Annotated in this window: 8 protein-coding genes; 5 read left to right on the forward strand and 3 right to left on the reverse strand. The window is 64.0% G+C overall.

The features are described 5' to 3' along the window. Window positions 1-48: 48 nt before the first annotated feature. Window positions 49-2,478: a Lon protease family protein gene (locus tag RQP54_RS06495; RefSeq protein ID WP_315677357.1), complete on the forward strand. Its 2,430-nt coding sequence runs from the start codon at window positions 49-51 to the stop codon at window positions 2,476-2,478. A gap of 3 nt (window positions 2,479-2,481) precedes the next feature. Further along, on the forward strand, window positions 2,482-3,267 hold the full coding sequence (locus tag RQP54_RS06500) for an alpha/beta hydrolase (RefSeq protein WP_315677358.1): 786 nt from the start codon (window positions 2,482-2,484) through the stop codon (window positions 3,265-3,267). Window positions 3,268-3,440: 173 nt separating this feature from the next. Here RQP54_RS06500 and RQP54_RS06505 read toward each other — a convergent pair whose 3' ends face one another. The 3 genes from RQP54_RS06505 to RQP54_RS06515 are packed head-to-tail and all read right to left on the reverse strand — an operon-like array spanning window position 3,441 to window position 6,330. Continuing rightward, window positions 3,441-4,832, reverse strand: coding sequence for an aminopeptidase P N-terminal domain-containing protein (locus RQP54_RS06505; protein ID WP_315677359.1), 1,392 nt, complete (start codon window positions 4,830-4,832; stop codon window positions 3,441-3,443). A 14-nt stretch (window positions 4,833-4,846) separates the two neighbouring features. Further along, window positions 4,847-5,659: a nucleotidyltransferase family protein gene (locus RQP54_RS06510; protein ID WP_315677360.1), complete on the reverse strand. Its 813-nt coding sequence runs from the start codon at window positions 5,657-5,659 to the stop codon at window positions 4,847-4,849. Beyond that, window positions 5,656-6,330, reverse strand: a complete 675-nt coding sequence (locus RQP54_RS06515) for a hypothetical protein (RefSeq protein WP_315677361.1) — start codon at window positions 6,328-6,330, stop codon at window positions 5,656-5,658. Before RQP54_RS06515 ends, RQP54_RS06510 begins: the two co-directional genes overlap by 4 nt. Window positions 6,331-6,485: 155 nt before the next feature. Here RQP54_RS06515 and RQP54_RS06520 point away from each other — a divergent pair, with 155 nt between their 5' ends. The 3 genes from RQP54_RS06520 to RQP54_RS06530 all read left to right on the forward strand — a co-directional run bounded on the left by RQP54_RS06520 (window position 6,486) and on the right by RQP54_RS06530 (window position 12,343). Next, window positions 6,486-6,869: a hypothetical protein gene (locus RQP54_RS06520; RefSeq protein ID WP_315677362.1), complete on the forward strand. Its 384-nt coding sequence runs from the start codon at window positions 6,486-6,488 to the stop codon at window positions 6,867-6,869. Between the two features lie 78 nt (window positions 6,870-6,947). After that, window positions 6,948-8,108, forward strand: a complete 1,161-nt coding sequence (locus tag RQP54_RS06525) for a two-component system response regulator (protein ID WP_315677363.1) — start codon at window positions 6,948-6,950, stop codon at window positions 8,106-8,108. Between the two features lie 14 nt (window positions 8,109-8,122). Further along, the gene (locus tag RQP54_RS06530) at window positions 8,123-12,343 is read left to right on the forward strand and encodes a response regulator (protein ID WP_315677364.1); all 4,221 of its coding nucleotides are present in this window, start codon (window positions 8,123-8,125) and stop codon (window positions 12,341-12,343) included. Window positions 12,344-12,400 lie beyond the last annotated feature (57 nt).

Consider the following 12,400-nt stretch of genomic DNA (forward strand, 5'->3'; position numbering starts at 1 on the left):
GGGCGGGTGCATACTGGTGCACCTTGTCCACGCTGTCGAAGGAGCCCTGTGAGCGCGCACGCCTTGCCTCGTACCGCCTTGTCCCTGGTCATCGATCCCGATACGCTGGGGTTTGCCGATACCACGGAGTTACTGGAAGAAACGGTGCCGTGGATCGGGCAGGAACGCGCCCAGGAGGCAGCCCGGTTCGGTCTGACCATGGAGCAGCCGGACTACAACCTGTTCGTTCTCGGAGAAGTGGGCAGCGGCCGTTCCACCCTGCTGGTGCAACTTGTCAACGCCATCGCGGCGACGCGGGCCGTTCCGGCCGATCTGTGCTACCTGCACAACTTCGATGTTCCCGAGCGCCCGCGGGCCCTGCGCATGCCCCCGGGCCAGGGGCGCGAGTTGCGCCAGCACATGGTGGCGCTGTGCCAGACCTTGCAGCGCGAGATTCCCCTGCGCCTGTCGGGCGAGACCTTCAAGGCCGAGAGCGAGCGCATCCGTGCCAGCTACAAGGGCAGTGAGGCCAAGGCCTACGAGACCTTGGATGCCTTTGCCGAGGCCCGCCATTTCGTGCTGTACCGCGAGTCGGGCCACCTGGTGTTCACGCTCACGGGGGAAGACGGCAAGGCCCTGACCGAAACCGAGGCCCGTGCATTGCCCAAGGAGCGTCGGCTGGAAATGGAGCGCGACGAGCAGGCCCTGCGCGCCGAGATCGACCGATTTCTGGAAGTGGTGCGGCCGCTGGAGCGCACCATGATGGAGTCGCTGGTGACGCTGCGCCGCCAGCTGGTCAAGCCCCTGCTCGAGCGCGAGATGCAGGAGATCCGCGTCGGGCTGAAAAAGCAGATCAAGGACAGCTTCAAGCTCGGGGCCTACCTGGATCAGGTGCAGCATGACGTGCTGGAGCACCTGGAACTGTTCACGACCCAGGAAGACGAGGAAATCGAATCGACCCGGCGCGAAGCCCTGCAGTCCGTGCTGCAGCGCTACACGGTCAATCTGGTGGTCGACAACTCGGGCCGCACCGGCGCGCCGGTGATCGTGGAGCAGAACCCGGTGGTGCGGGCCCTGTTCGGTGGCATCGACTACCAGGCCGAAGAAGACGTCATGGTGACGGACTACACCCGCATCCGTGCAGGCAGCCTGCTCAAGGCGCATGGCGGGTTCCTGGTGCTGCACCTGCGTGACCTGCTGGCGGATGAGCTGGTGTGGGAAAAGCTGCGCCGCTTCCTGCGCAGCGGGCGGGTACAGATCGAGGAGCCGGCGGCGGCGGTCATGCCGTTGGCCAGCGTGGCCATGGTGCCCGAGGCGGTCGATGCCGACGTCAAGCTGGTGCTGATCGGCTCCGTGGAGCAGTACTACGAACTCCAGGAGGCCGACCCCGAGTTTGCCCGGCGCTTCCGCGTCAAGGTGGACTTTGCCGAAAGCATTGCAGCCACCGACGAAACCCGCCACGGGACGGCGGTGCTGGTCGCGCACACCTGCCGGCGCCTGGGGCTGTCCCACTTCAGCAGCGCAGCGGTGGCGGCGGTCATCGAGCAGTCGCACCGCGCGGTCGACGACCAGACCCGCCAGAGTGCCGTGTTTGCGCAGACCGAGGCACTGGTGGTGGAAAGCGCCAGCCAATGCAGCCAGCGTGGTGCCGCTCTGGTGCAGCCGGCGGACGTGGCCGCGGCGCTGCAGGCCAGGCGCTTGCGCCACGACTACCCGGAGCAGCGCCTGCGGGAGTCCATCGCGCAGGGGGATTGCATCATTTCGCTGCAGGGCATGCAGGTGGGCCAGGTCAACGGGCTCACGCAGATCGACCTGGGCGACTGGCGCTTCGGACTGCCGGTGCGCCTGACGGCCCGTACCTTTGCCGGCACCCAGGGCGTGCTCAACATCGAGCGCGAAGTCAGCATGTCCGGTCCGATCCACGACAAGGGCGTCTTCATCCTGCAGACCTATCTGCGCGCCCTGTTTGCGCACCTGGCGCCGCTGGCGCTGAGTGCTTCGGTGGTGTTCGAGCAGGAGTACATGGGCGTCGAGGGTGACTCGGCCTCGTGCGCTGAGCTCTACGCCCTGCTGTCCGCTCTTTCCGGTATGCCCCTGCGCCAGGGAATCGCCGTGACGGGCGCGGTGAACCAGCATGGTGAGGTGCTTCCGGTGGGAGGCCTCAACGAAAAGATCGAAGGCTGGTTTCGCGTCTGTGCTGCCCAGGGGCTCGATGGCGAGCAGGGCGTGCTCATTCCGCGGCGCAACGCGCGCCACCTCATGCTTGACGCCAGTGTGCGTGATGCCGTCGATCAGGGGCTGTTCACGGTGTATACCGCCGACCATGTGCGCGACGGCATCGAGCTGCTCACGGGCTTTGCCAGCGGGCTGGAGCTATCCGTCGAAGTTGGCCCGTTCGATCCCGATACGGTGCTGGGCCGCGCCCAGGAGCGCTTGCAGGAGTATCGCCGTGCCTGCCAGTCGGCAGTGCGCCACCATCGACGCCTGCGCAGGGAGTGAACCGTGAGATCGTTGTGTTCGACGGTGTTGGTTTGGGCCTGCGCGGCCCTGTCTGCGTGGGCCCAGGCCTCGGCGCAAGTCGTGGACCTGCCTACGCGGCCCGGCGTGAGCCAGCGCCTGCTGGTGCTGGCGCCCGAGTCCCCGAAGGCCGTGGTGGTCAACTTTGCCGGAGGGCACGGTGGTTTGCAGATCAGCCCTACCGGAACGCTGGGCTGGGGCGAAGGCAACTTCGTGGTGCGTACCCGCAAGCTCTGGGTCGAGCAAGGCTTGGCGGTGCTGGTCATCGATGCACCTTCCGACCGGCAGGTGCCACCGTACCTTGCGGGCAACCGACAAACCCCCGAACACGCGGCCGACGTGGGCGCCGCGGTGGTCTGGGCGCGTGAACGCTTTCGTCAGCCGGTATGGCTGGTGGGCACCAGCCGGGGCACCCAGTCCGTGGCCTACCTGGCCACCGAACTCCAGGGTGCCCAGGCACCGGACGGCATCGTGCTCACTTCCAGCATCGCCACCGACCCCAAGGGCCGTTCGGTGAATGCCATGCCACTGGAGCGGGTGCGCGTGCCGGTGCTGGTGGTACACCACGAAAAGGACGGCTGCAGCCTGTGCGCATTCAGCGATGTACCGCCCATTCTCGACAAGCTGACGCAGTCCCCGCGCAAGGAGCTGATCAGCTTCACCGGTGGTGTCAGCCGCGGCGACCCCTGCGAGGCCATGGCGTTCCACGGCTACAACGGAATCGAGGCCGAAGTGGTGGCGCGCATTGCGGCGTGGATCGCGCCGCGCTGAACCGACCCTGAGGAGCCTGGGCGGCAGAAGTGCATCAGCTGCAACGGGTGGAGAAAAGTCCCACTTCGCACCCATTTCTCCGGCGGTAGCGACGGCTACCGTCCTAAAAAGTGGGCCCAAACTGGACTCTTTTCCCACCCGTTTCGCTACGATGCCTTCTACCGCCCAGGCTCCTAACCGCGCATCAGCGCCTCGATGGCGTCGGCCTCCACGGGCACGCCGCGGGTGATGAGTTCGCATCCCTGCGCGGTCACCACCGCGTCGTCCTCGATGCGGATGCCGATGTGGTGGTACTGCGCCGGTACTTCAGGTGCGGGGCGGACGTAGATACCGGGCTCGATGGTGAGCACCATGCCTTCGCGCAGGATGCGGCTGGGACGCTGCACCAGGCGGTTGCCGGTCAGCGGGTCCATGCGTTCCGTCGTCTCGTTCAGTTGCGTCGGTTCGTTGTAATCGCCGCAGTCGTGCACATCCAGGCCCAGCCAGTGGCTGGTACGGTGCATGTAGAACTGGGTATACGCCTTCTTCTCGATCACGTCATCCAGACCGCCGACCTGGTTGCGGTCTAGCAGCCCGAGGTCGAGCATGCCCTGCGACAGCACCCGCACCGTGGCGTCGTGCGGGTCATTGAAGCGCGCGCCGGGTCGTGTGGCGGCCACCGCCGCCTGCTGGGAGGCGAGCACCAGCTCGTAGAGCGCGCGCTGGGGGCCGGTGAAGCGGCCGTTGGCCGGGAAGGTGCGGGTGATGTCGCTGGCATAGCCATCCAGCTCGCACCCGGCATCGATCAGCACCAGGTCACCGTCCCGGATCGGCGCCGCGTCGGCACGGTAGTGCAGCACGCAGGCGTTGGCACCGGCCGCAACGATGCTGCCGTAGGCCACGCTTTGCGCGCCGTGGCGACGGAACTCATGCAGCAGTTCGGCGTCCAGATGGAATTCGCGCAGCGCACGGCCTTCGCGCAGCCATTGGGCGCTCTTCTGCATGGCGCGTACATGGGCTCCGGCACTGATGCCCGCGGCCCGGCGCATGGTGGCCAGTTCGCTGGCGTCCTTCACCAGCCGCATCTCGTCGAGCACGGCGCACAGGTCGCGTTGCATCGGGGGTGCCAGGGCACCCTGGCGGGCCTTGCCACGTACAGCCGCAAGCCACTTCTCCACCTGCGCTTGCAGACCCTCTTGCGCGCCGTAAGGGAACCACACACCGTCCTTGCCGTCCAGCAAGGCAGGCAGTTCGGCATCCAGCGTTTCCACCGACAGCGCCGTGTCCACGCCCAGCGCAGCGGGGGCCGCGTCCGGCCCGAGGCGGTAGCCGTCCCAGATTTCGCGCTCCAGATTGCGGGGCTGGCAGAACAGCGTGCTGCGCCCCGAGCCTTCGATCACCAGCCAGGCATGGGGTTCACCGAAGCCGGTCAGGTAGTGGAAGTAGCTGTCGAAGCGGTACGGGTGGTCGCTGTCGCGGTTGCGTGGGCGCTCGGGCGCCGTCGGAACGATGGCGATGCCGTGGGGGCCGATCTGGCGTGCCACGGCCGCGCGGCGCGAGCGGTAATCAGGGGATGGCGCATTCATGGGAAGCAGTCGATTCAGTCGGCCGCGTTGAGCTGGGCCAGGCGTTCGGGCGTGCCAACGTCGGTCCAGCGGCCTTCATACAGCGTGGCGGTGACACGGCCGGCGTCCATGGCTGCGCGCAGTACCGGGGCCAGCGCGGCCTTGACGCCATGCGGGTTGCCGGGCGGGATGTGGCAGTACGGCGGGGCAAACAAGCCCGACCTGTATAGCCCGATAGTGCTGAAAGTGTAGCGTGGCGCCGCGCTGGTGGCGTGCAGGTTCAGCGCCAAGCCGGTCTGGGCTTCCAGACCGAAGTCGCCCCCGGGGTTGTGCTCGGGGTTCGGCACCAGCCAGATGTGGGCCAATGCCGTGCTGGCCAAGAAGCGATCGACGTCGGCCTGCGCAAAGGGGAAGTCCGGGGCGTACACGTCACCGGCCAGGGCCCAGAAGACATCATGGCTTCGACCGACGTTTGAGCACAGCCGTGGCAGGGCCCGCACAATGCCGCCAGCGGTTTCCAATGCGCCACCGAAGTCGATTCCTTCGTGGGAATACTGCAACACCATGGTGTGCTGCAGTTGCTCCGAAAATGAGAGCGGTTCACGCTTGTTGTATGCGGGGTGTGGGTCGAAATTATCACCAAAAGTAGCCGAGATCTGCTCCCCGAGCCAAGCCGTGTTGATGAGCACCCGTGGGCAACCGGCGCGTGCCAGCGCTTCCAGCGGCCACTGCATCAGGGGTTTGCCACGCACCTGCAGCAGGGGTTTGGGGGTACTGTCGGTCAGCGGTCGCATGCGCTCGCCGCGGCCTGCAGCCAGCAGCATGGCGGGTACCGAGGTGGGGTTCATTTGTAGACGAAGGTAATGGCCGGAACCTGCTTGACACCGGCTTGGCTGATGAGCAGCGCACGCAGGCTCTCGGCGAGTTTGCGTTCGCACAAGGCGCACAGGGCCTCTTCGGTGGCAATGGCCTCGGCCTGCTTCTGGGCGATGGCGATGAGCTTCTGCTGAATCTGCTTGACCGTGACCGGCTCGTTCTCCAGCACACCCTCGTTGGTGATTTCGTGCGCCACGGGGCGTGAATTGGCAATGCCCTGCAGCGCGGGCTTGCCATGCAGGTGCACTTCCAGCCCCGCAGGCGTGGCCACGAGTTCGAAGCCGCCCTGCTTGAGGTCGAACGCGAACTGGGCCTCGACGTTGTAGCGCTGGATGACCGTGACCGGCGCCTTGAGCGTCTTGGCCTCACGGTTGAACGTCTCGGTGTAGGTGTATTCGCGAACGATCTTGGCATGTAGATCGCGGGCATGGTCCAGCAGGTGTGCCTTCGCTTGCGGCAGGTAGTCCGCAAACTTGGTGTATCCAATCAGTTCCTTGCGGACAGCGTTGGCCTCGGTCTGGTGCTTGAGCACTTCCTTGCCCACTTTCTGGCGTTCGCCGAAATGGTGGTATTCCATGACCACGTAGACGCCCCCTGCACACAGCAGGGCGGCAGCAGTGCCAATGATGACGGCTGTATCCATGACCTGATTCACACGCTTGAAGAGCCGCCACCATGGCAGCAACAGGGTCTATGGTACTAGCTGAGCTCGGGGAGGTTTGCCGAGCCGTAGCGGCCTGCCTAGAATGCCACACCTCCGACGCAGATCGGCGGATAACCTAACGACGAGGAGAAATCATGGGAAAGCAGATTGGTATCCGCTGGATCAAGATGGCCGCGATCTACCTGGTGGTCGGGGTGGCGCTGGGCATGCACATGGGCAAGTCGCATGACTTCCTGCTGGCGCCGGTGCATGCGCACATCAACCTGCTCGGGTGGGCCACGATGGCACTCATGGGCTTGCTGCATTGCCAGTTCTCGGCGCAGCTGGGCAATAGGCTGGCGCAGGTGCAGTTCTGGCTGCACCAATTGTTCACTCCGGTGATGCTGGTTGCCCTGGCACTCATGCTGCTCGGTAACACAGCCATCGAGCCCGTTGTGGGGATCTCGTCCACGATCGTTGGTGTGTCCGTTTTATTGTTTTTGGTCAACGTGCTGCGCAGCCTGCGGGTCAGCGGTTGAGCCTGCGTGTGGATGCGGTTCCGCTGGCGCTCTCCTGGCTCCCCTTGTGCAGGCACGCAGTTTGCTTGCGCCTGATGTATGTTTGGATCCGACGTGCTTGACTTCACACAGAAACCCACCATCCTGGTAGTGGATGACACCCCTGCCAACTTGGCGCTCATGGCCTCGTTGCTCAAGGGACACTACCGGGTAAAGGTTGCGAACAATGGGGAAAAGGGGCTCGAGTTTGCCCGCACTGCCCCGGTCCCCGACCTGATCCTCCTGGACATCATGATGCCGGGACTGTCCGGCTACGACGTCATCAAGGTGCTCAAGTCGGATGGTGCCACGCGGCACATCCCTGTGGTCTTTCTCACCGCCATGGGCTCTGCCGATGACGAGACCCTGGGCCTGGAACTGGGAGCGGCGGACTACATCACCAAGCCGATCAACCCTGCCGTAGTGATGGCCCGCGTGCGGACCCAGCTGGAGAACAAGGCCGCCGCTGACTTCTTGCGTGACCAGGCCAGTTTCCTGGAAACCGAGGTGGCCGGCCGGACCGCCGAATTGGGGGCCTTGCAAGACGTCACGATCCTCGCCATGGCATCGCTGGCCGAGACGCGCGACAGCGACACCGGCAACCACATCCGCCGCACACAGCACTACGTGCGGGTGCTGGCGCGCCAGGTCCAGAGTCATCCGCGCTTCGGTTACTTCCTGGACGACACCACGATCGATCTGCTGTTCAAGTCAGCACCCCTGCATGACATTGGCAAGGTGGGCATTCCGGATCGCATCCTGCTCAAACCCGGACGCTTCACGCCGGAAGAATTCGAGATCATGAAGACCCACACCACGCTGGGGCGTGATGCCATCGTGGCCGCGGAGCGGCAGCTGGGCAAGGAGGTTGAGTTCCTGCGCCACGCCAAGGACATTGCCTACTACCACCAGGAAAAGTGGGACGGCTCTGGTTATCCCGAAGGGCTGGCGGGAGACGCCATTCCGGTTTCCGCGCGCCTGATGGCCGTAGCCGACGTCTACGACGCCCTGATCAGCCGCCGTGTCTACAAGGACGGAATGCCCCACGAAAAGGCGGTCGCCATCATCACCGAGGGGCGAGGCACCCATTTCGACCCGGACCTGGTCGATGCCTTTCTTGCCGTGCAAGACGAGTTCCGCGCCATTGCCGCGCGCTATGCCGACAGCGATGCCGACCTGCAGGCGAAAGCCGCGCAGCTCGACCGCCTCGGACCGCAATAGATCAGGGGGAGACCATGGAAGCACAGGGCGTAGACGCGCAGCGGCGTCAGTACAACAAGTGGGTGGCGAACGAGTCAATCGAAGATTACGCCCTGCGCTATTCACCAACCAGTTTTCGCAAATGGTCGCCCGCCGTTATTGGCGCCACCATGATCGGCACCAATTCGGCCCTCTCGTATGAGGCGATTGGTGCGCTCCTGTTGCTGGATTTCGGCTTTCAGAACGCCATTTGGGCGCTGGTCTTTTCGGGCCTGGTCATTCTTGCTGTCGGTTGGCCCATTTGCCACTATTCGGCCAAGCACAGTATCGACATGGACCTGCTGACCCGGGCCAGCGGCTTTGGCTACGTCGGTTCCACGTTCACTTCCCTGATCTACGCGTCGTTCACGTTCATCTTCCTGGCCTTGGAGACCGCCATCATGGCCCAGGCGGTGAAGCTGTGTTTCGGCATCCCGCTGTGGCTCGGCTACATCCTTTGTACCGTGGTGGTGATTCCGATCGTGTTCTATGGCGTGACCGCGATCAACCGCTTTCACCAATGGACCCAGGTGGTATGGATCGCATTGCTGGTAGCACCGTTCTACTTCGTGTTCACACGCCAACCTGACGCAGTCACGGCGCTATTGAATTTCAGTGGCGACGTATCCAAGAGCCGCGAATTCGACTGGATGCATTTCGGCATCGCGGCGGGCATTTCCTTTTCCCTGATCGCCCAGATCGGTGAGCAGGTCGACTACCTGCGTTTCATGCCCGAGCGCGGAAAACACAACCGGGTCAGCTGGTGGTTTAACATGTTCACCGGGGGGCCCGGCTGGATTCTCATTGCCTTCATCAAGCAACTGGGCGGCGCGCTGCTGGCTGCTTCGGCCGTGGTGGCGGGCTTGGCCATTGCCGATGCCAAGGAGCCGATTCAGATCTTCAACCACGCGTACCAATTCGCCATCAGCAACCCGGACACTGCCCTGTTGATCAGCGCGCTGTTGGTCATCGTCTCCGAGCTGAAGGTCAATGTGACCAATGCCTACGCAGGTTCGCTGGCGTGGTCCAACTTCTTCTCGCGCCTCACACATTCCCACCCGGGTCGCGTGGTGTGGCTGGTGTTCAACTGCGGTATTGCACTGCTGCTCATGGAAATGGACCTGTTCGAGGCCATGAACAACGTCCTGGGCATGTACTCCAACATTGCGGTGGCTTGGATCTGTGCCGTGGTCGCCGACCTGGCCGTGAACAAGCCCTTGGGCCTGAGCCCGCCGATCGTCGAGTTCAAGCGCGCCCACCTCTACAACGTGAATCCGGTGGGCGTGGTCAGCATGGTGGTGGGGTCCATCGTCGCCTCTATCGCCTTTGCGGGTTGGATGGGTGAACTGGCACAGGCCTATTCCTGGCTCATTGCCGCAGTGGTGGCCTTCGCGCTGTCTCCGCTCATGGCCTGGTGGACCAAGGGCCGCTACTACATTGCCCGTCAAAGCCATTTTCCCGTGCCGGTCAAGACCATGGTGACCTGCACCGTGTGCGGTCAGGACTACGAGGTGGCCGATTCGGCCCATTGCCCACACCATGGCGGCACGATCTGTTCGCTGTGCTGCACGCTGGAGTCTGCCTGCCATGACAGTTGCAAGCCCACCATCAAGGGACCGATCACGCACTACCGTGAATATGTGCATCGGATCCTCAATCAAGTGTGGCCGCGCCCGCTGAGTGCCCGCACGACCTTGCGCGTGGCGAACTTCCTGCTGATCTGGACGTTCATGCTGGCCTTGCTTGCAGCGGCGTTGTGGGGAACGCAGCCGGTGCTGGACAAGGTGTTCACGTCCGAGGCGGCAGAGATCGTGCGCAGCTTCGTGCTGCGGGCTTTCGTGGGGTTGGCGCTGTTGTCGAGCCTGGCCACTTGGTGGATCGTGCTGGTGTCCGAGAGCCGAGACTTGGCCGAGGGAGAACTTCGCTCTGCGAAGGAGCGCGCCGAAGAGGCTACGCGGGCCAAGAGCGACTTCCTGGCCAACATGAGCCATGAAATCCGTACGCCCATGAACTCCATCATCGGCATGTCCTACCTGGCCCTGCAGACTGAGCTCACAGCGCGGCAGCGCAACTATGTCGAAAAGGTACACCGCTCGGCCGAGAACCTGCTGGGCATCATCAACGACATCCTTGACTTCTCCAAGATCGAGGCCGGCAAGCTTGCAGTCGAGAAAACCGACTTCTACCTGGAAGACGTGCTCGACAACTTGGCCAACCTGGTGGGATTGAAGGCGCAGGACAAGGGCCTGGAACTGCTCTTCGAAGTCCATGCCGATGTCCCGCAAGCCTTGGTTGGGGACCCTTTGCGTTTGGGGCAGGTCCTCATCAATCTGGGCAACAACGCGGTCAAGTTCACCGAACAGGGCGAGGTGGTCGTCGCGGTGCATGGTCGCAAGGACGCCGAAGGTGTCGTGACCCTGGAATTCGAGGTGCGTGACACGGGCATCGGCATGACACCGGAGCAGCAGTCGCGCCTGTTCCAGTCGTTCAGCCAGGCTGATGCCTCAACCACCCGCAAGTATGGTGGCACCGGTTTGGGGCTGGCCATTTCGAAGGAGCTTGTGGAACTGATGGGCGGACACATCGGCGTCCGTTCGGTGGCCGGCAAGGGATCGACTTTCCACTTCGCCCTGCCGTTCACCTTGCAGGCGCGCCAGGAACGCTCCCAAAGCCTGGCGCACAGCTTCGCTGGCCTGCGCGCACTCGTGGTGGACGACAACCGCAATGCGCGCGAAGTGCACAGCGCGCTGCTGTCTGAATTGGAGTTGGTGGCGGACGTCGCGGTGGACTCGACCCAAGCCCTGGAGATGATGGCGGCCGCCGTCGCAAGCGGCCAGCCCTACAGCGTGGTGCTGATGGACCTGCAGATGCCCGGCTTGGATGGCTTGCAGTGTGCAGCAGCCATGCGTGAGCGTTGGGGAGAGGGCACGCCACCGGTGGTACTGGTGACCGCCTACGGGATGGACCACATGGCCCATGTGCCGGCAGAGTTGGTCTCTACCGTGCGCACCGTCCTGACCAAGCCCATGACGCTGCTGGTGCTGGAGCGGACCCTGCAGCAAATCATGGGTGGTGGCGATGTGCTGGAGGCGAAGCTGCGCATCGGTCAGGTTTCCGAACAGATGCAGGCCGACATCGCCCGCGTGCGTGGTGCCCGCGTATTGCTGGCGGAAGACAACGCCATGAATCGCGAGCTTGCCGTCGAGCTGCTGCAGAACGCAGGCCTGCAGGTGGAGGTGGCCGAGAACGGCTTGCAGGCGCTCGAACGTTTGCGCAGCGATGCCGTGTTTGACGCGGTGCTGATGGATGGACAGATGCCGGTGATGGATGGCTACCAGGCCGCCCAGGCGATTCGCCAGCTGCCCCGCTGCGCGGACTTACCGATCATCGCCATGACCGCGGACGTGATGGCTGCGGATCGGGAGCGCGCCCGTGCCGTGGGCATGGTGGATCACATTTCCAAACCGCTCAACGTGGGGCAGCTGTTTGCCACGCTGGCACGCTGGATTGCCCCCCACCCCCAGCGCGCTGCCCAAGGTGCAGTGCCACCCGTGGTGCCGTTGGTCGCACCGGCGTCAAGCGCCCGCGTACGGCCAGAAATCCTGTCCATTGTCGGGCTGGACGTGCGTGCCGGGCTGCTGACCACCGCGGGTGATGTGCAGCTGTACGAACGTCAGCTGCGTCGGTTCATCGAGACCTTCGCGTCGTTCGGTCCGGAGTTCGAGGCTGCCTTGGATGGCGATGACATGCAATTGCCGGTTCGGCTCGCACATACGCTCAAAGGCCAAGCGGCGAGCGTGGGCGCCAAGTCCTTGGCGACATTGGCCATGGATCTGGAGCAGGCCTGCCTGGATGCGGTTGTCCCGGCAGTTCTTCAAGCCCAGAAGGAGCGTGTACTTGACGAACTGGGTCCTTTGCTGGGCCATTTGCGGCGCGTCTTCCAGACAAGCCCTGAAACACCACCGGCAATCGAGCAGGATTTTGCGGGGGGCTCGTTCTGGCCCAATGCAGGCGCGCGCACCGCAGCGGAGTCCCTGTTGCAGCAGTTGATAGCAGGTGATGCAGAGGCGGAAGATGCGGTGCGCGCGTTGTTGGAGAAGTGCGCAGACACGCCGGCTGGCCGTGCCTTGCAGCCCGTCCAGCGTGCAGTAGATGCGTTTGACTTCGATTCAGCGATTCGCCAGCTCAAACCCTTGCTGGATCAACACATGGACTGACCCGCGCGCTGCACGCCGCAAGCAAAGCGCTGGTGCGGCGCTTGGGAAGAAGTGGGG

Source organism: Curvibacter sp. APW13, from assembly GCF_032337135.1.
Taxonomy (GTDB): domain Bacteria; phylum Pseudomonadota; class Gammaproteobacteria; order Burkholderiales; family Burkholderiaceae_C; genus Allorhodoferax.

What these genes read in the sequence shown, in the direction of transcription:
- RQP54_RS06505 (WP_315677359.1), bottom strand. Translation starts at nt 4,832, where the DNA reads ATGAATGCGCCATCCCCTGATTACCGCTCGCGCCGCGCGGCCGTGGCA.
- RQP54_RS06510 (WP_315677360.1), bottom strand. Translation starts at nt 5,659, where the DNA reads ATGAACCCCACCTCGGTACCCGCCATGCTGCTGGCTGCAGGCCGCGGC.
- RQP54_RS06515 (WP_315677361.1), bottom strand. Translation starts at nt 6,330, where the DNA reads ATGGATACAGCCGTCATCATTGGCACTGCTGCCGCCCTGCTGTGTGCA.
- RQP54_RS06520 (WP_315677362.1), top strand. Translation starts at nt 6,486, where the DNA reads ATGGGAAAGCAGATTGGTATCCGCTGGATCAAGATGGCCGCGATCTAC.
- RQP54_RS06525 (WP_315677363.1), top strand. Translation starts at nt 6,948, where the DNA reads ATGTTTGGATCCGACGTGCTTGACTTCACACAGAAACCCACCATCCTG.
- RQP54_RS06530 (WP_315677364.1), top strand. Translation starts at nt 8,123, where the DNA reads ATGGAAGCACAGGGCGTAGACGCGCAGCGGCGTCAGTACAACAAGTGG.